25 protein-coding genes and 2 riboswitches are annotated in these 22212 nt (G+C 73.2%); of the genes, 14 read left to right on the top strand and 11 right to left on the bottom strand.

Translation table 11 applies throughout. The features are described from left to right. Positions 1-18 precede the first annotated feature (18 nt). The 7 genes from ftsR (at position 19) to ABT095_RS36785 (ending at position 5841) form a co-directional block, all read left to right on the top strand. Complete coding sequence (ftsR, locus tag ABT095_RS36815; protein WP_350533984.1) at positions 19-777, top strand: transcriptional regulator FtsR; 759 nt, start codon at positions 19-21, stop codon at positions 775-777. 116 nt (positions 778-893) lie between these two features. Next, positions 894-1364 (top strand): bifunctional nuclease family protein, encoded by a 471-nt coding sequence (locus ABT095_RS36810; RefSeq protein WP_350533977.1) that lies wholly within the window; start codon positions 894-896, stop codon positions 1362-1364. Positions 1365-1625: 261 nt separating this feature from the next. Beyond that, positions 1626-2312: a MerR family transcriptional regulator gene (locus ABT095_RS36805; protein WP_350533976.1), complete on the top strand. Its 687-nt coding sequence runs from the start codon at positions 1626-1628 to the stop codon at positions 2310-2312. Positions 2313-2396: 84 nt separating this feature from the next. Beyond that, entirely contained in the window at positions 2397-3074 is a 678-nt protein-coding gene (locus tag ABT095_RS36800) for a SanA/YdcF family protein (RefSeq protein WP_350533974.1), read from the top strand. A gap of 68 nt (positions 3075-3142) precedes the next feature. Next, the gene (locus ABT095_RS36795; RefSeq protein WP_350533973.1) at positions 3143-4552 is read left to right on the top strand and encodes a DNA polymerase IV; all 1410 of its coding nucleotides are present in this window, start codon (positions 3143-3145) and stop codon (positions 4550-4552) included. Between the two features lie 82 nt (positions 4553-4634). After that, entirely contained in the window at positions 4635-5390 is a 756-nt protein-coding gene (locus ABT095_RS36790; RefSeq protein WP_350533972.1) for an alpha/beta fold hydrolase, read from the top strand. Continuing rightward, positions 5383-5841: a MarR family winged helix-turn-helix transcriptional regulator gene (locus ABT095_RS36785; RefSeq protein ID WP_350533971.1), complete on the top strand. Its 459-nt coding sequence runs from the start codon at positions 5383-5385 to the stop codon at positions 5839-5841. The genes ABT095_RS36790 and ABT095_RS36785 overlap by 8 nt, the downstream gene beginning before the upstream one ends. 6 nt (positions 5842-5847) lie before the next feature. On the opposite strand, the gene ABT095_RS36780 is transcribed toward ABT095_RS36785, so the two are convergent. From ABT095_RS36780 to ABT095_RS36770, 3 genes are all read right to left on the bottom strand, one after another. After that, the gene (locus ABT095_RS36780) at positions 5848-6324 is read right to left on the bottom strand and encodes a hypothetical protein (RefSeq protein ID WP_350533970.1); all 477 of its coding nucleotides are present in this window, start codon (positions 6322-6324) and stop codon (positions 5848-5850) included. Between the two features lie 295 nt (positions 6325-6619). Further along, entirely contained in the window at positions 6620-8089 is a 1470-nt protein-coding gene (locus tag ABT095_RS36775) for an MFS transporter (RefSeq protein ID WP_350533969.1), read from the bottom strand. 183 nt (positions 8090-8272) lie between these two features. Further along, positions 8273-9298 (bottom strand): PRC and DUF2382 domain-containing protein, encoded by a 1026-nt coding sequence (locus ABT095_RS36770; protein WP_350533968.1) that lies wholly within the window; start codon positions 9296-9298, stop codon positions 8273-8275. Positions 9299-9522: 224 nt separating this feature from the next. After that, a riboswitch (glycine riboswitch) is annotated at positions 9523-9628 on the top strand. Position 9629: 1 nt separating this feature from the next. Further along, positions 9630-9760, top strand: a riboswitch (glycine riboswitch). A 105-nt stretch (positions 9761-9865) separates the two neighbouring features. Here ABT095_RS36770 and gcvP point away from each other — a divergent pair. After that, complete coding sequence (gene gcvP, locus ABT095_RS36765) at positions 9866-12751, top strand: aminomethyl-transferring glycine dehydrogenase (RefSeq protein WP_350533967.1); 2886 nt, start codon at positions 9866-9868, stop codon at positions 12749-12751. A 90-nt stretch (positions 12752-12841) separates the two neighbouring features. On the opposite strand, the gene ABT095_RS36760 is transcribed toward gcvP, so the two are convergent. Together ABT095_RS36760 and ABT095_RS36755 are read right to left on the bottom strand one after the other, a co-directional pair. Next, positions 12842-13036 (bottom strand): DUF5999 family protein, encoded by a 195-nt coding sequence (locus tag ABT095_RS36760; protein WP_350533966.1) that lies wholly within the window; start codon positions 13034-13036, stop codon positions 12842-12844. Positions 13037-13335: 299 nt separating this feature from the next. Continuing rightward, positions 13336-13944, bottom strand: a complete 609-nt coding sequence (locus tag ABT095_RS36755; protein ID WP_350533965.1) for a hypothetical protein — start codon at positions 13942-13944, stop codon at positions 13336-13338. A gap of 381 nt (positions 13945-14325) precedes the next feature. On the opposite strand from ABT095_RS36755, the gene ABT095_RS36750 reads away from it, so the two are divergent. Together ABT095_RS36750 and ABT095_RS36745 are read left to right on the top strand one after the other, a co-directional pair. Beyond that, a complete protein-coding gene (locus tag ABT095_RS36750; protein ID WP_350533964.1) occupies positions 14326-15825 on the top strand; it encodes a glutamate-cysteine ligase family protein in 1500 nt (499 codons plus the stop codon). Between the two features lie 91 nt (positions 15826-15916). Next, entirely contained in the window at positions 15917-16705 is a 789-nt protein-coding gene (locus tag ABT095_RS36745) for a CPBP family intramembrane glutamic endopeptidase (RefSeq protein ID WP_502885132.1), read from the top strand. Here the strand turns inward: ABT095_RS36745 and ABT095_RS36740 are convergent. Next, positions 16683-17504 (bottom strand): PhzF family phenazine biosynthesis protein, encoded by an 822-nt coding sequence (locus ABT095_RS36740; RefSeq protein WP_350533962.1) that lies wholly within the window; start codon positions 17502-17504, stop codon positions 16683-16685. The genes ABT095_RS36745 and ABT095_RS36740 overlap by 23 nt on opposite strands. A gap of 79 nt (positions 17505-17583) precedes the next feature. Between ABT095_RS36740 and ABT095_RS36735 the strand changes: the two genes are divergently transcribed. Together ABT095_RS36735 and ABT095_RS36730 are read left to right on the top strand one after the other, a co-directional pair. Further along, positions 17584-17826 carry a hypothetical protein gene (locus ABT095_RS36735; RefSeq protein ID WP_350533961.1) on the top strand — a complete coding sequence of 81 codons (243 nt, stop codon included), beginning with the start codon at positions 17584-17586 and terminating at the stop codon, positions 17824-17826. A 36-nt stretch (positions 17827-17862) separates the two neighbouring features. Continuing rightward, complete coding sequence (locus tag ABT095_RS36730) at positions 17863-18414, top strand: DUF1990 domain-containing protein (protein WP_350533960.1); 552 nt, start codon at positions 17863-17865, stop codon at positions 18412-18414. A gap of 5 nt (positions 18415-18419) precedes the next feature. On the opposite strand, the gene soxR is transcribed toward ABT095_RS36730, so the two are convergent. Beyond that, positions 18420-18860, bottom strand: coding sequence for a redox-sensitive transcriptional activator SoxR (gene soxR / locus ABT095_RS36725; RefSeq protein WP_350533959.1), 441 nt, complete (start codon positions 18858-18860; stop codon positions 18420-18422). Positions 18861-18953: 93 nt separating this feature from the next. Between soxR and fdxA the strand changes: the two genes are divergently transcribed. Then, the gene (gene fdxA / locus ABT095_RS36720) at positions 18954-19277 is read left to right on the top strand and encodes a ferredoxin (RefSeq protein ID WP_350533958.1); all 324 of its coding nucleotides are present in this window, start codon (positions 18954-18956) and stop codon (positions 19275-19277) included. A 1-nt stretch (position 19278) separates the two neighbouring features. Here the strand turns inward: fdxA and ABT095_RS36715 are convergent, their stop codons facing one another. The 4 genes from ABT095_RS36715 to ABT095_RS36700 form a co-directional block, all read right to left on the bottom strand. After that, positions 19279-19425: a hypothetical protein gene (locus ABT095_RS36715; protein WP_350533957.1), complete on the bottom strand. Its 147-nt coding sequence runs from the start codon at positions 19423-19425 to the stop codon at positions 19279-19281. Positions 19426-19484: 59 nt separating this feature from the next. Beyond that, the gene (locus tag ABT095_RS36710) at positions 19485-19721 is read right to left on the bottom strand and encodes an HAD domain-containing protein (RefSeq protein ID WP_350533956.1); all 237 of its coding nucleotides are present in this window, start codon (positions 19719-19721) and stop codon (positions 19485-19487) included. After that, a complete protein-coding gene (locus ABT095_RS36705; RefSeq protein WP_350533955.1) occupies positions 19718-20941 on the bottom strand; it encodes an MFS transporter in 1224 nt (407 codons plus the stop codon). Before ABT095_RS36705 ends, ABT095_RS36710 begins: the two co-directional genes overlap by 4 nt. Before the next feature lie 123 nt (positions 20942-21064). Beyond that, positions 21065-21907: a LysR family transcriptional regulator gene (locus ABT095_RS36700; RefSeq protein WP_350533954.1), complete on the bottom strand. Its 843-nt coding sequence runs from the start codon at positions 21905-21907 to the stop codon at positions 21065-21067. A 69-nt stretch (positions 21908-21976) separates the two neighbouring features. Here ABT095_RS36700 and ABT095_RS36695 point away from each other — a divergent pair. Then, the coding region (locus ABT095_RS36695; protein WP_350533953.1) for an NAD(P)H-binding protein at positions 21977-22212 on the top strand (236 nt) is incomplete at its 3' end.

Here is a 22212-nt window from a genome sequence, read left to right as displayed (position 1 = left end):
CCGTCAGCCACGGAGACCATGCCCGTACCCGGCTCCCGCCGGGCGGGCGAGGCCCGGCGGCGGGGTGACGAACTGCTCAGCATCGGAGCAGTTCTCGCCCACCTCCGCGACGACTTCCCCGAGGTCACCATCTCCAAGATCCGCTTCCTGGAGGCGGAGGGCCTGGTCGAACCGCAGCGGACCCCCTCGGGGTACCGCAAGTTCAGCCCGGCCGACCTGGAGCGGCTGGCGTACGTACTGCGGGTGCAGCGCGACCACTACCTGCCGCTGCGGGTGATCAGGGAGCACCTGGACGCCATCGAGCGCGGCGAGGCGCCGCCCGCGCTGCCCGGACCGGAGGCCCGGCCCGGGCCGCTGGAGGAGGCCGACCGCGAGCTGGTGGCCGCCTCCGGCGCCGCGCCGGGGGTGCGGCTCGGCCGGGCCGAGCTGCTGGCCGCCGCCGAGGCGGGGGAGGCCGAGCTGGCCGAGTGGGAGGCATACGGGCTGCTGGCCCCCGGGCCGGACGGCGGGTACGACGGCGAGGCGCTGCAGATCGCCCGGCTGGTCGCCGAGATCGGCCGCTACGGCCTCGAGCCGCGCCACCTGCGGGCCATGAAGGCCGCCGCCGACCGCGAGGTCTCGCTGGTCGACCAGGTGGTGGCCCCGCTGCGCCGGCACCGCAACCCGCAGACCAGGGCGCACGCCGAGGCCACCGCGCGGGAGCTGGCCACCCTCTCGGTCCGGCTGCACGCCGCGATGGTCCAGGCCGGGCTGCGGGCCCGGCCGGCGGGTGGCTGAATCCGGCCGCCCGACGGTGGCCGGATCCCGCGCTGCGCGGGGCCGGAGCGCCTGGTGGGGCCGCCGGGGCCGGGGCTGCGCTTTCATATCCGGGGCGCGGGTCATAGGGTTGCCATGTGAATGAGCTCGACGTCGTGGGTGTCCGGGTGGAGATGCCTTCCAATCAGCCGATCGTGCTGCTGCGGGAGGTCGGGGGCGATCGGTACCTGCCGATCTGGATCGGTCCTGGCGAGGCGACCGCGATCGCCTTCGCGCAGCAGGGCATGACGCCGGTGCGGCCGCTGACGCACGACCTGTTCAAGGACGTGCTGGACGCGCTGGGGCAGCAGCTCACCGAAGTACGCATCAGTGACCTGCGGGACGGCGTGTTCTACGCCGAGCTGGTCTTCTCCGGCGGGGTCGAGGTGAGTGCCCGCCCGTCCGACGCGATAGCGCTGGCGCTGCGCACCGGCACGCCGATCTACGGCAGCGAGGAGGTCCTCGCCGAGGCGGGGATCGCCATCCCGGACGAGCAGGAGGACGAGGTCGAGAAGTTCCGCGAGTTCCTCGACCAGGTCTCGCCGGAGGACTTCGGCGGCCAGCAGTAGCCCTGCCGTACGCCCTACCAGCCGAGTTGGCCGCCTTCTAGCCAGCTCGGCTGTCGGCTGCAAGTCCGGTTTTGCCAAAGTGCGTCCGCATACCCACACTGGGGGCACGAAAAACCACTCCTTGGAGTGACGTTGTCCGTGAGCCTCGGCGTGGCGATCGTTGACGGGTCCCAGACGACTGCTTACCGTCAGGAGTGGCTCCGGTGAGTTACTCCACCTGGGCTCCACAACGGCGCACCGGACGAGCGGACGGAGGTTGGCATGAGCGGCATTGGCGACGAGGCGGCTGTCGGGTCCCTGTGCTCCGTGCACGTCCCGCGCGCGGGACGCTCCCTGCTGGAGCGGGTGCGGGAGTCGGTGCCGGCCGAGGCCGAGCAGCCCGCGCCGGCCCGGGTCGGGCGGTTCCCGGCGGTGCAGGCCGGACAGCCCGCGATCGAGCGGTTGGCCCCCACCTCGGGGCTGGTCGGCTACCGCGGCCCGACGGCCTGCGCGGCGGCCGGGATCACCTACCGCCAGCTGGACTACTGGGCCCGGACGGGCCTGCTCGAGCCGAGCGTGCGCGCCGCGTACCCGGCCAACACCCAGCGGCTCTACAGCTTCCGCGACATCCTGCTGCTGAAGATCGTCAAGCGGCTGCTGGACGCCGGGGTCTCGCTGCAGAACATCCGCGTCGCGGTCACCCACCTGCGGGCCGCCGAGCGGGCCGACCTGACCGGCCTCACGCTGCTGAGCGACGGGGCGACGGTCTACGAGTGCACCTCGCCCCAGCAGGTGGTCGAGCTGCTCGGCAGCGGGCAGGGCGTCTTCGGCATCGCGGTCGGCGCGGTCTGGCAGGAGCTCGAGGGGGCGCTGACCCGCCTTCAGGCCGAGCGCACCGACACCGGCGAGACGCTGCACGGCCACGACCCGGCCGACGAGTTGGCGCAGCGGCGCGGCCGCGCGGGCTGAGCGCCCTCGCACCGCGGAACCGCGGCGCCCTCGGCGTCGTCCGGTTCGGTGAGTGGATCACCGAGGCGGAGGACGGGGGCGGTCATGCGGATACCGAAGCTACTGGCCGGCAGACGGCGGCAGCGGATCGCGTACCAGGTCGCGGTCGGGCTGGCCGTGTGCGCGACGGCGCCGAGCGCCTGGCTGTTCCTGAACGGCGGGGACCGGATCGGCACGGTGGCGAGCGCGCCCTCGGCGCCGGTCGCCGTGGTCTTCGGGGCCGGCCTGTTCGACGGCAAGCCCTCGCCGTACCTGGCCGGCCGGCTGGACGCGGCTCTGGAGCTGTACCGGGACCGCAAGGTCGAGGCGATCCTGGTGACCGGGGACAACGGCCGGATCAGCTACGACGAGCCGGACGCGATGCGGGACTACCTGGTGGCGCACGGGGTGCCGCCGGTGCGGGTGGTGCGGGACTACGCGGGCTTCGACACCTGGGACTCCTGCACCCGGGCCCGGCGGATCTTCGGGGTGGACCGGGCGGTGCTGGTGAGTCAGGACTTCCACGTGCGGCGGGCGCTGGCGCTGTGCCAGGCGGCGGGCATCGACTCGTACGCCGTCGGGGTGGGTGAGCCGCACGACGTGACCTGGTACTACGGCGGGCTGCGCGAGATACCGGGGGCCGGCAAGGCGGCGGTCAACGCCCTGCTGACGCCGGATCCGAAGTACCTGGGCGCGACGGAGCCGGGCATCGCGGCCGCGCTGGCGGACGCCGCCCGCGGCTGAGGGGTGGTGAACCCGGCGCCGGCCGTGGCGGGAAGGCGATTGTCAGAGGGCTGAGGCATGATCGGCGGGTGCGGTCAGTGCCGAGCATCCTCCATCTCGACATGGACGCCTTCTTCGCAGCGGTGGAGCAGGCGGCCAAGCCGAGCCTGCGCGGGAAGCCGGTGATCGTCGGGGGTGTCGGCGGGCGCGGCGTGGTGTCGACCTGCAGTTACGAAGCGCGCAAGTTCGGGGTGCACTCGGCGATGCCGATGGCGCAGGCCCGGCGGCTGTGCCCCAACGCGGCCTTCCTGTCCGGGCGGTTCACGGCGTACCGGCAGGTCAGCGAGCAGGTGATGAGCCTGCTGCGGGAGCTGTCGCCGCTGGTGGAGCCGCTGAGCCTGGACGAGGCCTTCGTCGACCTGGAGGCCGGCCCGTACGGCCCCGCGCTGGCCGAGGCCGGGCCAGAGGCGGGGCCGGAGTTGGTGATGGCGATCGGGGAGGACCTGCGGGCCGACATCCGCCGGGTGACGGGCGTGACCGGCTCGGTGGGGCTCGCGGGGTCGAAGCTGATGGCGAAGATCGCCTCCGAGCAGGCCAAGCCGGACGGGCTGGTGCTGATCGGCGTCGGCGCCGAGCGGTCGGTCCTGGAGCCGATGTCGGTCCGGGCGCTGCCCGGGGTCGGCCCCGCGACCGAGCAGGTGCTGCGGCGGGCCGGGATGATGACGGTGGCCGACCTCGCCGAGGCGGGGGAGACAGAGCTGGTGCAGCTGCTGGGCCGCGCCCACGGCGCCGGCGTGCACCAGATGGCGCTCGGCCTGGACTCCCGCCCGGTGGTGCCGGACCGGGACGCCAAGTCGGTCTCGGTGGAGGACACCTACCCGGTGGACCTGCTCGACCGGGACCGGATCCTGCACGAGATCGAGGTGCTCACCGCCCGCTGCGTCGCCCGGCTGCACTCGGCCGGGCGGTCCGGGCGGACGGTCGTGCTGAAGGTGCGGCGCTTCGACTTCTCCACGCTGACCAGGTCGGAGACCCTGCGGGCCCCCACCGACGATCCGGCGGTGATCGCGGAGACGGCGCGGCGGCTCGCGCTGCAGGTGAACACGGCCGGCGGGGTGCGGCTGCTGGGGGTCGGTGTCTCCCAGCTGGCGGACTACACGCAGGAGGACCTGTTCGCGCAGGCGGCCGCCGAGGAGCTGGCGGCGGGGGAGCCGGCGGTGGAGCAGTTGCCCCTGGCCGATGAGCCCTCGGCCGCGTCCGCGAGCGGGCCGGCGCCGGTGGTGCAGACCCTGGTGGTCGAGCCGCCCGTCCGGCAGTGGTACCCCGGGCAGGACGTCACCCATGCCGCGTACGGCCCCGGTTGGGTCCAGGGCAGCGGGGTCGGCCGGGTCACCGTGCGGTTCGAGACGCCGGACAGCCTGCCCGGCCGGGTCCGCACCTTCGCGATCGAGGACCCGGACCTGAGCCCGGCCGAGCCGCAGCCGCTGGTCCGCGGCTGAGTCCTGCGGCACACCCGAGGCGGGCCTGGATGTGCCGCAGGCAACATATGTCATGACACATGTGTCGTGTAACGTGTCCGATATGAACACTTCGGCGAAGAACCCCACCCTGGTTTTCATCCCCTGCTTCTCCGGTGCTCCGTGGAGCGCCGAGCAGCTCGCCCCCTACGGCGACGCACCCAGGCGGACGCTGCGCCTGCCCGAGGGCGTCGACGACATCGAGCGCTACGCCGACCACGTCGAGAACGCGATCGCGGACCTGGACGACTACGTGCTGGTCGGCGACTCGTTCGGCGCGAACGTCGCGCTCGCGCTGGCGACCCGCCGCCCGCAGGGGCTGCGCGCCCTGGTCCTGTCCGGAGGATTCGCGGCCAACCCGGTCGACTCGAAGCCGTGGAAGGCCCTGATGCGGGTGATCGGCAAGGCGCGCGGGCCGCTCTACCGGCAGCTGACCCTGCGGGCCCACGCCCACCGCCTGGCCTCCCCGTTCGACGGCGAGGGCGAGGTGCCCTGGACCGAGGCGCGCAGCCGTGAGCTGTTCCTCGACAACACCCCGGCCACCTCCTTCGGCGCCCGCCTGCGGGCCGTCCTCACCGCCGACCACGTCCACGCGCTGGGCCGGGTCCACGTCCCGACCCTGCTCCTGACGCCCTCTCACGACGTGCTGATCGGCGAGGACGCCTCCAAGGTCATGCTCGCGGGCATCCCCGACGCCCGGGAGGTCGTGCTGCCGCGCACCGGCCACATGTTCAGGTTCTCGCACCCCGTCAGTTACGCTGCGGCCGTCAACGACTTCCTCGCCGGTCAGGCGGGCACCCGACAGGATGCTGATGCGTAAGGCCGAACACCTGAGGTTCGCGATCCTGGCGGCCCAGCGCGAAGGCAACCGGCTGCTGATCCAGGCTCTCAAGCCCCACGGCATCACGCCGTCGCAGGCCGAGGTGCTGCGCCTGCTCCAGCAGCACGGCACCTTGAGCCTCAACGGACTCGGGCAGCTCCTGGTGTGCGAGAGCGGCACCAACCCGAGCCGGCTGGTCGAACGCGTCGTGGCGGCCGGGCTGGTCGAGCGCCGCACGGACGCCGACGACCGCCGCTACCTCCAGCTCAGCCTCACCCCCGAGGGGCGGCGCCTGGCGACCGCGGTCGCCGAGATCGAGGACTTCCTCTACGCCTCGATGGACGCCGCCTCCGAGGGCCTGGACACCGACGCGCTGCTCGCCTTCCTGCACAACTTCATCGACCCCCTGCCCTCCGGCGAGGCGCTCAACAAGCGCCTCGCCCTCGACTGACGCCGCTCAGCCGGCCGGGACGAGCGGGGGTGTGGTCCGTGGCAGTGGGGACGGGTGGACCAGGGTGACGCACTCGGTGCCGGTGCCGGTGTGCAGGAGTATCTGCCCGGGCGGGCAGGAGCTCGGCTGCGGGCGCGGGTGGGTGACGGTGGGGTGCGGCAGCGGCGTGTCGGTGGCGGGCCGGGGAGCCGTCGTCGGCGTGCGGTGGGGCGAGGCGGAGGGCTGAGGCGGAGGCGGTGTCGCGCTCGGCGAGGCGGCCGGGGGCGGCGGACTGCTGGGCGAGGAGCTGGGCGAAGGGCTGGGGGAGAGGCTCGGTTCGGGGGAGAGCGACGGGCTGGTGACGGCCGGCCGCGGCGCGGCGGTGTGCGGGGCGTTGCCGCTGAGCAGGGCCATACCGCCGACTCCGGCGAGGATCAGGGCGCCGAGGCCGATCGGCAGGCCGAGGGTGAGCGCGCGGTGGGTGTTCTCGCTGGCGTCCTGCACCGGTGGGCTCCCTGGGGTCGGCGTGCCGCTTGGCGGGCGAGCATAGCGAGCAGGGCCGGGCCCGGGCCAGGGTGGGGGCCGCAATTCGGGGGCGGCGCCGGGGCGAGGAGCGCCCGCAGGCGCGGCCGGTCCGGCCCTGGGGGTGGTGCCTGCCGGGATGCCCGGAGGCCCCGCACCTGGTGTGCAAGGTGCGGGGCCTCCGGGGCCGGGCTCGTGGCTGGTCGCGATGCCCTCGTCGACCGCTGTGGCCCGGGGCCGGGCGCCCTGTCCCTTGGCGCTCGGCTGGGCGTCCCTGTCAGACGCCGGTCTTGGCGGGCTCGCGGGTGTCAGCCGGAGCCGGGGTGGTGAGGGCGGGCTTGATGCGGCGGATGGCGAAGGGCACCAGGCCGGCGATCAGGCACATGACGCCCGCCGTCCAGAACGCGCTCTTGTAGGCGTCCAGGGTGGGCAGCGGGATCGGCAGGCCCTTGATGGTGTCGCCGGTCAGGATGGCGGCCATCACGGCGGTGCCGATGGCGCCACCGACGGTGCGCAGCACGGCGTTCATGCCGTTGGCGATGCCGGACTGCTCGGCCGGGACGGCGCCGTTGATGTAGGCGGGCATGGCCGCGTAGGCCAGGCCGACGCCGAGACCGAAGACGGCGGAGGCGAGGTAGATGTCGCCCTCGGCGCTGTGGCGCAGGGCCAGGTAGGCCATCGAGGCCGCACCCAGCACGCCACCGAGGACCAGCGGCAGACGCGGGCCGCGGCGGCCGATCAGCAGGGCACCCACCGGGGCGGCGAGCATCGAGCCGACGGCGGAGGGCAGCAGCATGACACCGGCGTGCAGGACGGTCGCGGTGAAGCCGTAGTGGGTGAACTTCTGCGGGGTCTGGGCGAAGTTGCTGATGACCATGAAGGAGCCGTACATCCCGAAGCCGATCAGCAGGCCGGAGATGTTGGTGAAGGCGACGGCCGGGCGGGCCATCATCTTCATGTCGACCAGCGGGTGCTTGACCTTGACCTCGATGATGATCCAGACCAGGGCGACCACGGCCGCGACGGCGAACAGGCCGAGGGTCTTGGTGGCGGTCCAGCCCCACTCGTTGCCCCGGCTGACGGCGATCAGCAGCGCGGAGAGCCAGCCGGCCAGGGTGATCGCGCCGAGCGGGTCGGCGCCACCCTCCTTGTCGACCACCGGGTCGCTCGGGACGCGCAGGACGACCAGGCCGACGGCGATCAGGCCGAAGATCAGGCCCATCCAGAAGATGGACTGGTAGCTCCAGTGCTCGAGCAGCAGACCGGTGGCGACCAGGCCGAGGCCGGAGCCGACGCCCATCGAGGCCGAGATCGCGGCGACGCCGCCGGTGACCTTCTCGCGGGGCAGCTCGTCACGGACGATGCTGATGGCCAGCGGCAGCACGCCACCGCCGGCGCCCTGCAGCACGCGGGCGACGACCAGCCAGGTGAAGGAGTGGGTGCTGACCGCCAGGGCGGACCCGGCGACCAGGCCGGCCAGCGAGATCAGCAGCACCGGCTTGCGCCCGCGCAGGTCGCCGAAGCGGCCGAGCAGCGGGGTCAGGACGGCCGCGGACAGCAGGTTCGCCGTCATCAGCCAGGTGATGTTGGAGCCGCTGACCTTCAGCTCCTTGGCCAGCGAGGGCAGGATCGGGACGACCGCGGTCTGCACCACGCTGAACGCCAGCATGGCCAGCACGAGGGCTGGGAGCACGCGGGCACTGCTCGGCTTGGGGGCCGTGGCGGTGGGCTGTGGTGCCTCACTCACGGTGACTTCCTCCAGTTCGATCCCGGCCTGCGGTGGTCGCTTGTGCCGGGGAAAAGTGAATGAACTGAAGTAACCATGCACCCCGATAGTTCAGTGTGTCAAATATCGACCGATGAAGCTTTGGCGGAGCGGCCCTGACGGTACGCCAAGGGCCCCGGCGGCGCCGGGGCCCTTGGGGCGGGGTCACTGCGGCGGTTCGTGGGCTTCGGGTGCGTCAGGGCCGTCCTGGATCTCCACGTGCTCGCGGCGCAGCTCCTCGCGGATCACGTGATCGTCGGTGTAGCGCTCGACCACCAGGCGGACCCGCTCGATCGGCACCAGGTACTTGTGCACCACCGGCCGCTCCTCCTGCAGGGTCACCTCCTCGACCGCCTCGGCGATCTCCTCCTGGGTGAGCGCGTCCCGCTCGCCGTCGCTGACCGGCACCCGCTCGACCCGGACCCGCTCGCGCACCACCGGGACGTGCCGTTCGACGGCCTCGCTGGTGACGTACTTGCGCAGCCGGGCGGTGTAGGTGACCGCCCACTCGGTGGTGATGTCGAGCCGCTCCTCGCGGCAGGTGATCTCGACCGGGCCGCTCGGCGCGCTGGTCTCGGCCGAGGGCATCGGGGCCGCGGGCCGTTCGAGGGTCGGGGAGGTGGCGGAGTTGACCGGGCGCATCGGCGCGGCGGGGGCGGACTTGTCGTGGTCGCGGACGGGGGTGGTGAACGCCATGGTGGTCGCCTCGGGCATCAACGGAGCGGGAGAGGGGTTCGGGGGCGGGGTGACCGCGGCCGGGGTGGCTGCGGCTGCGGTGGCTGCGGCAGCGGTGGTGGTCGCCGGGGGGACGGCGGTCTGCACGGTGCCGAAGTCGTGGTCGGCGGAGGTGGTGCCGGCCGCGGGGGGCGGGGCGGAGGAGGTGGTCTCCAGCCCGTAGTAGCGGTAGAGCTGGAGCTCCTGGGCGGGGGAGAGGTGCTGGCCCACGCCGAAGTCCGGCGAGTCCTTGATCAAGGCCTTGTCGTAGGGGACCTTGAGCTCCTCGCCGGAGAACTCGCTGGTGGTCAGCGGGACGAAGGCGTCCCGCCCGAAGATCCCGGTCCGCACGGCGGCCCACTCGGGCTCGCCCGTCGCGTCGTCGAGGTACACCTCGTCGACCGTGCCGATCTTGTCACCGTTCCGGTCGACCGCCTTGTGTCCGATCAGGTCGCGCGGATCGATATCGGTCTGCACGTTGTCCTCCAGTGCGGGTTGCTCCGGGAAAGGTCGGTCGGCCGGCGGCCGGCGGAGCTGTCCGGCTGCCATTTCATACGAAAAGCCATCAAACGGGTGGCAGCGAGCCGGATACCGCCGTCCGGGCAGGGGTTGGGCCGTTCGGGAGTGCTCCGAGCTGGGCCGTCCGACCTGACAGCGCCGGTGATCAGCGCCTGCCGCGCTGGTACCCTGGGCGCGACCGCCGAGCCCGCGCGGGAGAGTCCCCGACCCCCGTGAACTGCGGAGACGGGGCGCCGAAGGAGCAAACCCTCCCCGGAATCTCTCAGGCATCCGTACCGTGTGGGATAGGTCACTCTGGAAAGCAGGGCAGTGTCGACGGCCAGGGAGCCGACGCCACCGCCCTCACCGACGGTGCAAGCCGACGGGGCGCTCCGGCGTCGCGTGCGGGCGAAGCTCTCAGGTACCGATGACAGAGGGGGAGGCCTGTCGGGTCGTACCCAGGGAGCCGTCGCTGCCCCACAGCGGCAATCGGGCCCTCCGGTGTGCGCACCCCCGCCGGTCCGTGACCAGGAGGCCTCGACCCCCATGAACGCCCAGCCGACCACCGAAGCGACGCTCACCCAGCTTGAGCAGGCCAGCCCCTTCGAGTCCCGCCACATCGGCCCCGACGCCGCCGCCCAGGACAAGATGCTGGCGTTCGTCGGTTACGGCTCGCTCGACGAGCTCGCCGACGCCGCCGTGCCCGAGGCCATCCGCAGCCTCACCGCCCTCGACCTGCCCGCCGGGCGCAGCGAGGCCCAGGTGCTCGCCGAGCTGCGCGAGCTGGCCTCGCGCAACACCGTGCTGCAGCCGATGATCGGCCTCGGCTACTACGGCACCTTCACCCCGCCGGTGATCCTGCGCAACGTGCTCGAGAACCCGGCCTGGTACACCGCGTACACGCCGTACCAGCCGGAGATCTCGCAGGGCCGCCTGGAGGCGCTGCTCAACTTCCAGACCCTGGTCGCCGACCTGACCGGCCTGGACACCTCCGGCTCCTCGCTGCTCGACGAGGGCACCGCCGCCGCCGAGGCGATGGCGCTGGCCCGCCGCGTCACCAAGGTCAAGGGCGGTGTCTTCCTGATCGACGCCGACACCCTGCCGCAGACCGTCGCGGTGATCCAGACCCGCGCGGAGCCGACCGGTGTCGAGGTCGTCGTCGCCGACCTCGCCGAGGGCATCCCGGCCGAGATCGCCGAGCGCGGCGTCTTCGGTGTGCTGCTGCAGTACCCCGGCGCCTCCGGCGCGGTCCGCGACCTCGCCCCGGTGATCGAGCAGGCCCACGGCCTGGGTGCGGTCGTCGCGGTCGCCGCCGACCTGCTGGCGCTGACCCTGCTCAAGTCGCCCGGCTCGCTCGGCGCCGACATCGCCTGCGGCACCTCGCAGCGCTTCGGCGTGCCGATGGGCTTCGGCGGCCCGCACGCCGGCTACCTGGCCGTGCGCGCCGAGTACGCCCGCAACCTGCCCGGCCGCCTGGTCGGCGTCTCCGTCGACGCCGACGGCAACCGCGCCTACCGCCTGGCGCTGCAGACCCGCGAGCAGCACATCCGCCGCGAGAAGGCCACCTCCAACATCTGCACCGCCCAGGTGCTGCTGGCCGTGATGGCCTCGATGTACGCCGTCTACCACGGCCCCGACGGCCTGGCCGACATCGCCCGCCGCACCCACCGCTACGCCGCCGCGCTGGCCGAGGGCCTGCGCGCCGGTGGCGTCGAGCTGACCGCCGGCGAGTTCTTCGACACCGTCACCGCGCGCGTCCCCGGCAAGGCCGCCGAGATCGCCGCCGCCGCCCGCGCGAACGGCGTCAACGTCTACCAGGACGGCGCGGACCTGATCTCCGTCTCCTGCGACGAGACCACCACCCGCGAGCACCTGGCCGCCGTCTGGGCCGCCTTCGGCGTCAGCGCCGCGGAGGTCGCCGAGACCGCCGACGCGCTGCCGGCCGCGCTGCTGCGCGAGGACGAGTACCTGACCCACCCGGTCTTCCACAGCCACCGCTCCGAGACCGCCATGCTGCGCTACCTGCGCCGCCTGTCGGACCGGGACTACGCGCTGGACCGCGGCATGATCCCGCTGGGCTCCTGCACCATGAAGCTCAACGCGACCACCGAGATGGAGCCGGTCACCTGGCCCGAGTTCGGCCAGCTGCACCCCTTCGCGCCGATCGACCAGGCGGCGGGCTTCCTCACCCTGATCCGCGGCCTGGAGCAGCAGCTCGTCGAGGTCACCGGCTACGACGCCGTCTCGATCCAGCCGAACGCCGGCTCCCAGGGCGAGCTCGCCGGCCTGCTGGCCGTGCGCGCCTACCACCACGCCAACGGCGACACCCAGCGTGACGTCTGCCTGATCCCCTCCTCGGCGCACGGCACCAACGCCGCCTCCGCCGTGATGGCCGGCATGCGCGTCGTCGTGGTCAAGACCCTGGTCGACGGCGACGTGGACGTCGAGGACCTCAAGGCCAAGATCGAGCAGCACCGCGACCAGCTCTCGGTGCTCATGGTCACCTACCCGTCCACCCACGGCGTGTACGAGACCGAGATCACCCAGATCTGCGCCATGGTGCACGAGGCCGGCGGCCAGGTGTACGTGGACGGTGCCAACCTGAACGCCCTGGTCGGCCTCGCCAAGCCGGGCAAGTTCGGCGCGGACGTCTCGCACCTGAACCTGCACAAGACCTTCTGCATCCCGCACGGCGGCGGCGGCCCGGGCGTCGGCCCGGTCGCGGTGCGCGCGCACCTCGCGCCGTACCTGCCCAACCACCCGCTGCAGGCGGAGGCGGGCCCGGCCACCGGTGTCGGCCCGATCTCGGCCGCGCCGTGGGGCTCGGCGGCCATCCTGCCGATCTCCTGGTCGTACGTGCGCCTGATGGGCGGCGAGGGCCTCAAGCACGCGACCCAGGTCGCCGTGCTGAACGCCAACTACATCGCCAAGCGCCTGGCCCCGCACTTCCCGGTGCTCTACACCGGCCCCGGCGGCCTGGTGGCGCACGAGTGCATCATCGACCTGCGCCCGCTCTCCAAGGAGACCGGTGTGACGGTGGACGACATCGCCAAGCGCCTGATCGACTACGGCTTCCACGCGCCGACCATGTCTTTCCCGGTGGCCGGCACGCTCATGATCGAGCCGACCGAGTCCGAGGACCTGCACGAGATCGACCGCTTCTGCGAGGCGATGATCGAGATCCGCGCCGAGATCGAGAAGGTCGGCTCGGGCGAGTGGGCCGCGGAGGACAACCCGCTGCGCAACGCCCCGCACACCGCGGCCACCCTGGCCGGCGAGTGGGCGCACGGCTACACCCGCCAGGAGGCCGTCTTCCCGGCCGGCGTGAACCCGGCCGACAAGTACTGGCCGCCGGTGAGCCGGATCGACGGCGCCTACGGCGACCGCAACCTGGTCTGCTCCTGCCCGCCGCTGGACGAGTACGGCGTCTGACCGGTTCAGACACGCTGAAGGCCCTGGTGGAGCTGCTGCTCCGCCAGGGCCTTCGTACGTGGTTCGGACCCCCGTGGTCCGTGGTGCTCCTCAGCTCGCCGAGAGGGCCGGCTGGCGGCGCGGGGCGATGACCCGGCCGTCGGGCAGGAGTTCACCGGTGTCGTCGAAGAGCAGGACGCCGTTGCAGAGCAGGCTCCAGCCCTGCTCGGGGTGGCGTGCCACGGGCATGGCCGCCTCACGGTCGTTCGACTCCGCCGACGGACACTCCGGACGGTGCTGGCACATAGCTCGTACCCTCGCTTCGCTTACGGCCCGGCCCGCGTACGGCTGCCCCCGGGGCGTTCGCCGCACCGGCCGGAACCTACCCACCGGTTCGGGTGTGAACCGGCACTGTCACGGGTAGGGCTGATCGCTCCCCCGCGGTACCCAGTGTCTGCCTCCCGGGCGCGCCGCGCAGCGATTTGGTGATTTGCGACACAACTGATCGCCCGGACCACCCGTTCAGGCGGCCGTACGGGCACGGCGGTGCCGGACGGGTCAGCCGGGGCTGGCCCGTCCGGGTGATTGTGCACTGCCCCGAGGCGCTAGGAGGACAGGCCGAGGGCGAGCGGGGCGGGGGTCAGGGCGCGCTCGAGCAGGGCGAGCAGCTCGGCGGCCGGGTAGACCCGGTGGGCGGTGACGCCGAGCGGGGCGGGGGCCAGCGGGATCAGCAGGTCGGTGGCGGGGCCGGGCTCGGGGTGGTGCAGCCACAGGGCGGTGGCGTAGTGGCCCGGCATGGTCAGCAGCCTGGGCAGGTGCCGGGAGCGGGCGGCCTGGGTCAGCTGCCAGGCCTGGCGCAGCGCCCGGACGGTGGAGTCCAGGTAGGGCCCGGCGGTGAAGTGCGAGAAGGCGTGCCCGTCCGGCGTCTCGATCACCTCGGCCGCCGCGACGGCCGCGGCAGCCGGGGCGGGATGGGCCAGACCGGTGGCCGGACCGGGCTGGATCAGGAAGCGCCAGCCCGTCCGGGGGGCGGTGTACAGCTCGGCGCCCCGACCGCTCAGCACGTGGACCGCGAGCGGGTGCGCGGGGAGCAGCGGCCCCTCGGCATGTCGCAGTGCGGCGGCGGCGGGGCGGCGCAGTGCGGCCTCGGAGTCGAGTGCCGCGAGCACCGCGCGCAGGGCGCTGGGCGGAGGCTGGGGAGTCTGCAGAGTCATGGCGGGGCGCCTCTCCGGGAGAGATTGGCGTGCGAGTGCGGCATACCGGCTGGCAGTGGGTGTGACGGGAGACCTGGCCGTGTCCGGTTGGGCATGATCGCGGTGCGGGCGGGAGCCTGCCGCCGAGGGGGAGACACGGGCGGCGCGGCACCGGGCAGAGCGCAGTGCGAATTCTACTCGAACAGGTGCGCAGGGTGACCTTCATATCACGTTCAGTGGCGTGCGGCAAGTCGGGAAACAGCTGACGGTCTGTCAGTCATCTTGTGTCGCCAAGCTGTTCGACCTGCGGGGTATGGATCTTCCGGGTGGGCATCATGCAGGCCTGACATTTTGTAGGCGAGCACTGGGCAGAAGCCGTCGACCACTGGTGAAGGGGCACCCATGGGCGAGAAGGTCGTTGCGACACGGGCGGAGCTCTCCGACCGGCAGCTCTACCGGCGAAAGCTCCAAGGCTGTCTCGACGCCCTGGAACGGATGCTGCGAGAGGGGCGGTTCGACCGGCCCAAGGCCATGATGGGCCTGGAGATGGAGCTCAACCTGGCGGACGAGCAGGGCCTGCCCCTGATGACCAACGAGCAGGTGCTCTCCTCGATCGCCTCCAGCGACTTCCAGACCGAGCTGGGCCGCTTCAACATCGAGCTCAACGTGGCCCCCCGGCGCCTGGGCGGCCACGTCCTCGACGAGCTGCGCGAGGAGCTGGTCACCGGCCTGCACTACGCCGACCGGCAGGCGGAGGCCGTCGGGGCCCGGATCGTGATGGTCGGCATCCTGCCGACCCTCGACCTGGACCACACCGGTGCGGAGGCGATGTCGAGCAACGACCGGTACACCCTGCTCAGCGACCAGATCCTGGCCGCGCGCGGGGAGGACATCGCGCTCGACATCGAGGGGGTCGAGCGCCTGTCCGTCGAGTCGGTCTCGATGGTGGCCGAGGCCGCCGCGACCTCGGTGCAGCTGCACCTGCAGGTCACCCCCGAGCGGTTCGCCTCGGTCTGGAACGCCGCCCAGGCGATCTCCTCGGTGCAGGTGGCGCTCGGCGCCAACTCGCCGTTCCTGTTCGGGCGCGAGCTCTGGCGCGAGACGCGCCCCGTGCTGTTCCAACAGGCCTGCGACACCCGGACGGCCGAGCTCAAGGCACAGGGCGTGCGCCCGATCACCTGGTTCGGGGAGCGCTGGGTGGACTCCGCGCTGGACCTCTTCGCGGAGAACCAGCGGTACTTCCCCGCGCTTCTGCCGATCTGCTCCGACGAGGACCCGGGCAAGGTGCTGGCCTCCGGAGGAGTCCCCAAGCTGTCCGAGATGCGGCTGCACAACGGCACCATCTACCGGTGGAACCGCCCGATCTACGACGTCGCCGGCGGGGTGCCGCACCTGCGGGTGGAGAACCGCTGCCTGCCGGCCGGGCCGACGGTGGCCGACACGCTGGCCAACTCCGCCTTCTACTACGGCCTGGTCCGGGTGCTGGCCGAGCAGCCACGGCCGGTCTGGAGCCGGCTCGCCTTCGCCCAAGCCGACGAGAACTTCCACCACGCCGCCCGGTACGGCATCGAGTCCGTCCTGCAGTGGCCCCGGCACGGGCGCGGGGCGCGCGGCACCAACGCCGTGGCCGTCACCGACCTGGTGCTGAACGAACTGCTGCCGCTCGCCCACCAGGGCCTGGACGAGTGGGGCATCGAGCCCGGCGACCGGGACCGCTACCTCGGCATCATCGAGCAGCGCTGCCTGCGCCGCACCAACGGCGCCGCCTGGCAGGCCGCCACCGTGCACCGGCTGCGCGAGCAGTACGGCATGGACCGGGCGGCCTCGATCGCGGCGATGACCCGGCGGTACATGGAGCACAGCCGCACCGGGGAGCCGGTGCACACCTGGCCGGTGGGGTAGCGCCCGGCTCCCAGGAGCGTGTGCGAGGATGATCGGCCCGGTGGCGCGGTGCGCCGCCGGGCCTTGATCGCCCCGCGCTGGAGAGCACCTGGTGACTGCCGTGACGACCGAACCCGAGACCCTCGCGCCCTCGCGCCGCCTGCTGGCGGCGGAGCTGCTGATCGTGCTCGGGCTCTCGCTCGGGGCCAGCGGCCTGTCCGCCCTGATCAGCTTCACCGGCTCGCTCACCGCGCCGACGGCGCTCGGGCAGCAGGTCGCCCGGCTGAACTCCTCGCTGGCGCCCGGCCGCCCCTGGCTGGACCTCGCCTGGCAGCTCTACTACGTGCTGCGCGGGCTGATGCCGGTCGCGCTGGTCGGCTACCTGCTGGTGCGCGAGGGCAGCTCGCTGCGCGCCATCGGCTTCGACCTGCGGCGCAGATGGCCGGACCTCGGGCGCGGCGCGGCCGTCGCCGCCGCGATCGGCGGCTCGGGCCTGCTGCTCTACCTGGGCGCCCAGGCCTTCGGGGTCAACCTGACGGTGGCGCCGTCCGGGCTGCCCGACGTCTGGTGGCGCATCCCCGTACTGATCGCCTCCGCCTGGCAGAACGCGATCCTGGAGGAGGTGATCGTCCTCGGGTACCTGCTGCGCCGCCTCGGACAGTTCGGCTGGGGCTGGCCGGCGATCGTGGTCACCAGCTCGGTGCTGCGCGGTTCGTACCACCTCTACCAGGGCGTCGGCGGGCTGGTCGGCAACATGGTGATGGGCGCCGTGTTCTGCCTGCTGTACCGGCGGTGGGGGCGGGTGGCGCCGCTGGTGGCGGCGCACGCACTGATCGACACCGTGGCCTTCGTCGGCTACGCGCTGCTGGCCGGCCACGTCAGCTGGCTGCCGACGGGCTGAGCACCCCCTCCAGGACGGTGACGGCCCGGCCGGAGAGCAGGACGCGGCCGCCCTTGAGCTCGCAGGTCACCGAGCCGCCGCGGGGCGAGGCCTGGTAGCCCGTCAGGGTGAGGCTGCCCAGCCGCTCGGCCCAGTACGGGGCCAGGGCGGTGTGGGCGCTGCCGGTCACCGGGTCCTCCGGGATGCCGCAGGCCGGGCCGAAGAAGCGGGAGACGAACTGGTACGGCCCGGCGGGGTCGTCGGCCCCCGCGGTGGCGATCACGCCGCGGACCGGGAGGGTGGCGACGGCGTTCAGGTCCGGCCGCAGGCCGCGGACGGTGTGCTCGCTCTTCAGCACGACCACCAGGTCGCCCAGGGCCCCCGTGTCGTACGCCGCGAGGATCTCGGCGCCGAGGGCCTCGGCGAGGCCGGGCGGGACGGCGGCGGCCACCGGCGGGTTGGCCGGGAAGTCCAGGGTGATCGAACCGTCCGGCTCGGGGCGGGCCAGCAGGGTGCCGCTCATGCTCTCGAAGGCCGCCCAGGCGCCCGCCTCGACCAGGCCGTCGGCGCGCAGCGCGTGGACGGTGGCCAAGGTCGCGTGCCCGCAGAGGTTGGCCTCCTCGGTCGGGGTGAACCAGCGCAGCGCCCAGCCGCCGCCGGGCAGCGCCCGTACGTACGCCGTCTCGGAGAGGTTGACCTCGGCGGCCACCCGCCGCATCCAGCGCTCCTCGGGCCACTCGGGCCCGTCCAGCACGCAGACGGCGGCGGGGTTCCCGGCGAACGGCCGGTCGGTGAAGGCGTCGACGATTCTGATCCGCATACCCCCGACTCTAGGTGGCGCGGCTCACGTGCGGACAGGGCCAATCCGGGGCAGGTGGACCGTGAGGAGAGGAGCGGTGATGGGGGAGAGGTTCCGGCTGCACGGCGTGGAGTTCGACACCGACGAGATCGAGCGGGCCCACCTGCGGCGCGGGTACACCGGCGGGGAGCTGACGATCTGGACCAGGGACGGGGAGGAGTACTGCTGGTACATCTACATCCGGGACTCGCGCGAGGACCACGACGCCTACGTGATGCTCAAGTACCACACCGACTGCTACACCGAGACCTGGCCGAAGCGGAGCTGGGGCGGCGGGGGCTGAGCGGAGGGCGGCCGGGCGGTGGCGTACAACTGGGGGATGGCCTCGAACAACCTGCGCCGCCGTCATCTCGCCGCGTGCGCCGCCGCGCCCGGCTACCCCGAGGTGGGGGCCACCCGCGCGGCCGCGCTGCCCGCCGGCTACTCCTGGCTGCGCCGGCGGATCCACCTCGGGCACGGGCCCGCCGTGCTGGCGCGGGCCGGCGCGTACGTGCTCGGCTGGGGGCCGCAGCTGGGCTCGGGCTTCGCGGTGTACCCACCGCCCGGGCGGCTGGTGGCCGGGGCCACCGTGCTGCTGCGGATCGGCCTGCCCCGGCTGCGGTGGCCCCGGGTGGTGATCCCGTGCCGGGTGGTGTGGACCGTCGAGGAGGCCGACCGGATCGGTTTCGCCTACGGCACCCTGCCGGGGCATCCGGAGTGCGGCGAGGAGTCCTTCGTGGTGACCATGGACGCCGACGGCGAGGTGTGGTTCGAGGTGACGGCGTTCTCGCGGCCGGCGGCCTGGTACGCGCGGCTCGGCGGGCCGGTGACGGCGGTGCTGCAGCACCTGGCGACCGAGCGGTACCTCCGGGTGGTGGCCGCCGCGGTCTGACAGCCTCACAGGCGGCGGGGGCCGGCGCCGTCCTCGGCGAGGGTGTCGCCGGGGTTGAGCAGGGTGCAGGCCTTCATCGAGAGGCAGCCGCAGCCGATGCAGCCGGTGAGTTCGGCCTCCAGGCGTTCGATGGTCCGGCGGCGCTCCTCGAGGCGGAGCTTCCAGGCGCGGGAGGCGCGCTGCCACTCCTGGTGGCTCGGCGGGCGGTCGAGGGGGACGTCGGCGAAGGCCTCGCGGAGGTCCTGCAGGGGAATGCCGATCCGCTTGGCCACCGAGACCAGGGCGATCCGGCGCAGCATGTGCCGGGGGTAGCGGCGCTGGTTGCGCTCGTCGCGCTCGGAGGCGATCAGGCCGAGCTCCTCGTAGAACCGCAGGGCGGACACCGCGGCCCCGGTCCGGGCGCTGACCTCGCCGATGGCCAGCCGGTCGTCGGGTTGACGGGTCATCATCGCCTCCTGTTGACCTCAAGATTACTTGAGGCCGTACGGTCGGCCGTGCCGGAGCGGCAGACAGTACCGACCTGAGAGGACGACAGGCCGATGGCTTATGTGATCGCCCAGCCCTGTGTGGACGTCAAGGACAAGGCATGTGTGGAGGAGTGCCCGTTCGACTGCATCTACGAGGGCGGGCGGATGCTCTACATCCATCCCGACGAGTGCACCGACTGCGGCGCCTGTGAGGTGGTCTGCCCGGTGGAGGCGATCTTCTACGAGGACGACACCCCGGAGCAGTGGCGGCCGTTCAACGCGGCGAACGCCGAGTTCTGCGCGGAGCTCGGCTCCCCGCTCGGCAGCGCGAAGCTCGGCCCGATCGCCGGGGACCACCCGATGGTGGCGGCGCTGCCCCTCCCGCACGCCGGCTGACCTACCAGCGGCGGGGTGCGGGCGGGCGGGCCAGGAGGCGGTCGACGTGGTGGCGTCGGAGGCCCTCGGCGGGATCGACGGGGAGGAGGAGGCGGTCGCGCCGGAGGAAGGAGCGGCGGCGGAGGGAGGCGGGGATGATGTCGTCCACCCAGGCGAAGGGGCGGCCCTCGGCGTGGCGCAGCAGCGGGGCCCACTTGGTGGCGCGGATCAGGTCCAGGACGGGGACGCGCGGGTCTCCGGGCTGGGGGAGAGGTGGGTGTTGGCGTGGTCCTCCCAGGTGGTGGCCCAGGTGAGGTCGTAGGTGCCGGCGAGCTCCTGCAGCCAGGCGGCGTGGCGGGCGGAGAGGTGGACGTCGAGGTCGAGGATGCGGTGGGTGGTGCACTCGGGGGTGGGGTGGTCCGGGTTCAGCACGCCGTCGACGTCGAGGTAGAGCAGGGGCCTCACGGGGCCTCCGTACGGGCGAGGGTGCGGACTTCGGGGACGAGCAGGGCCAGGGCGGCGAGCAGGAGGGTGGTCAGGGCGCAGGTCCACAGGGCGCCCGGGAGGGTGAGGGCGGTGGCGGCCGGGCCGGCCAGGGCGGTGCCGAGCGGGGCGAGGCAGATCGAGCCGAGTGCGTCGTAGGCGGACACCCGGGAGAGCAGGGCCGGGGGGATCTCCTGCTGGAGGGCGATCATCCAGTTGATGCCGAAGAGGGTGACGCCCGTGCCGGCGGCGAACATCGCGACGGCGAGCAGCGGGAGCGACAGGTGCAGGGCGAGCGCCAGGGCAGGGGCGGCGAACAGGAAGACGCCCCAGTTGCCCGCGAGCAGGATGCGGCGGGGCCGCCAGGCGGCCAGCGGTATCCCGGCGAGCACCATGCCGAGCCCGAAGGCGGCCATCGCCAGGCCCCAGCTCGACGCCCCGCCCAGCTGCTCCTTGGCCACCACCGGCCCGTACACCGTCTCGGTGGCCTCGACGCAGGCGATCACCACGCCGAACTGCACCACGATCGCCCAGAGCCAGCGGCGGCCCACGAACTCCCGCCAGCCCTCGCGCAGCTCGGTGAGCATGCTCGCGCCGCCGTGCCCGGCCCCGGCCTCCTCGGCTGGGATCAGCAGCCGCAGCGCCGCGGCCGCCGCGAAGCCGAACGCGTCGATCGCCAGCACCCAACCGGGCCCGACGACGGCGGTGAGGGCGCCGCCGAGCGCCGCGCCGCCGATCTGGGCGGCGTTCCGCGCCATCTGGAAGATCGAGAAGGCCCGGGTGGCGTGCTCGGCCGGCACGCTCGCCATGAGCACCCCCTGCGAGGCCGGGCCGTAGAAAGCCTGGCCGATCCCGCCCGCGGCCGAGAGCAGCACCAGGGCCGGCAGCCCGGCGTGCCCGGTGAGCACCAGGGCGGCGAGCACCGCCTGGCTGAGGGCGTTGAAGGTGTTGGCCGCGACCATCACCCGCTGCCGGGGCAGCCGGTCGGCGAGGGCGCCGCCGACGAGCAGGAAGAGCACGGTGGGCAGCAGACGGGCGCCGGTGACGTACCCGACCTCGGCCGTGCCGCCGCCGGTGGCCAGCACGGCGAAGGCGGTGGCGATCGGGGCGGCGGCGTTGCCGAGGCCGCTCACCACGGTGGCGGCGGTCTGGACGCGGTAGGTGCGGCTGGCCCATGCGAGCGGCGGAACGAGGGTGGTCACCTGCGGACTATGGCGAAGAGACGATCACGTGTCGAGCGAATTTGGAGGCGGCCCGCTCCCACCGGAAGGCGCGGTGGCCGGCCGCGATCGGCTTTGGGGCGGGTCAGACCGTCCTGGGGCGGGTCAGACCGTCGGCCTGGCGGCGCGTCGACCGGCGTGAGCCGTCAGCACCCGTGCCGCGGTGGTGAGGAAGGCACTCACCCGCGGCACGGTGCGGCCGGCCGGGACGGCCAGGCAGGTGCGCACCGGCGGGACGTCGGTGACCGGCAGGTGGACCAGGTCCGCCCGGGAGTACATCGCCGCCACACTGGCCGGCACCAGCGCGACGCCGCCGCCCAGCGCGATGACCTCGAACTTCTCGTCCAGGGAGGAGGTGCGCCGCCGGGGCTCGGCGTTGAGGAGGGTCTCCCCGGCCAGGTCGGCGGTGGTGATCGCGGCGCGGCGGGCCAGCGGGTGGGCGGCGGGGAGGCAGGCGACCCTGGTCTCCTCGCCGACCGGCAGCAGCCGCAGCCCGGTGGTGTCGAACGGCTCCCGCAGGTAGCCGACGTGGGCGCGGCCGTCGCGCAGCGGCCGGTCCTGCTCCCACCACGGCACGCCGAGCGGCTCCACCGCCACGCCCGGGTGTTCGGCGGTGAAGGCCCGCACCGCCTCGGCGACCAGCAGCCCCGGCGCGAAGGCGACCACCAGCCGCTCCCCGCCGTGCGCGGCCTCGTTCACCCGGCGCACCGCGGCGTCCACCGCGCCGAACACGTCCTTGCACTCGGCTTGCAGCTGCGAGCCCGCCGGGGTGAGCTCGACGCTTCGGGTCGTGCGCCGCAGCAGCGTGCAGCCGAGCTCCTGCTCCAGCGCCCGGATCTGACGGCTCAGCACCGGTTGCGTGATGTACAGCGCCTGCGCGGCGCGGCCGAAGTGCCGGTGCTCGGCGACCGCGGCGAAGTAGCGCAGCTTGCGGAGGTCCAGATCCATGCCTCGAAGGTATCAATGAGCCGCGAAGGGTATTGGACCCCGCAGGCGCCGGGCACGCAGCATCGAAGCATGCTTCTCATCACCACGCCCACCGGCGACATCGGCAGCCAGCTCGTCCGGATGCTCCTCGACAGCTCCGACGCGGCAGTCCGCGTGATCGCCCGCGACCCGGCCCGCCTCCCCTCCTACCTGCGCGAACGCGTCGACATCGTTTATCTGGACAGCTTCGAGCTGTGCGGCGGTGGGTTCCCCCGATCAGGGGTCACCCTTCCGAGGACGGCCTCGTCACTTCTTTGTCACGGGAT

Source organism: Kitasatospora sp. NPDC002227 (genome assembly GCF_040296285.1).
Taxonomy (GTDB): domain Bacteria; phylum Actinomycetota; class Actinomycetes; order Streptomycetales; family Streptomycetaceae; genus Kitasatospora.
This window is presented reverse-complemented; position numbering and strand designations above follow the sequence as displayed.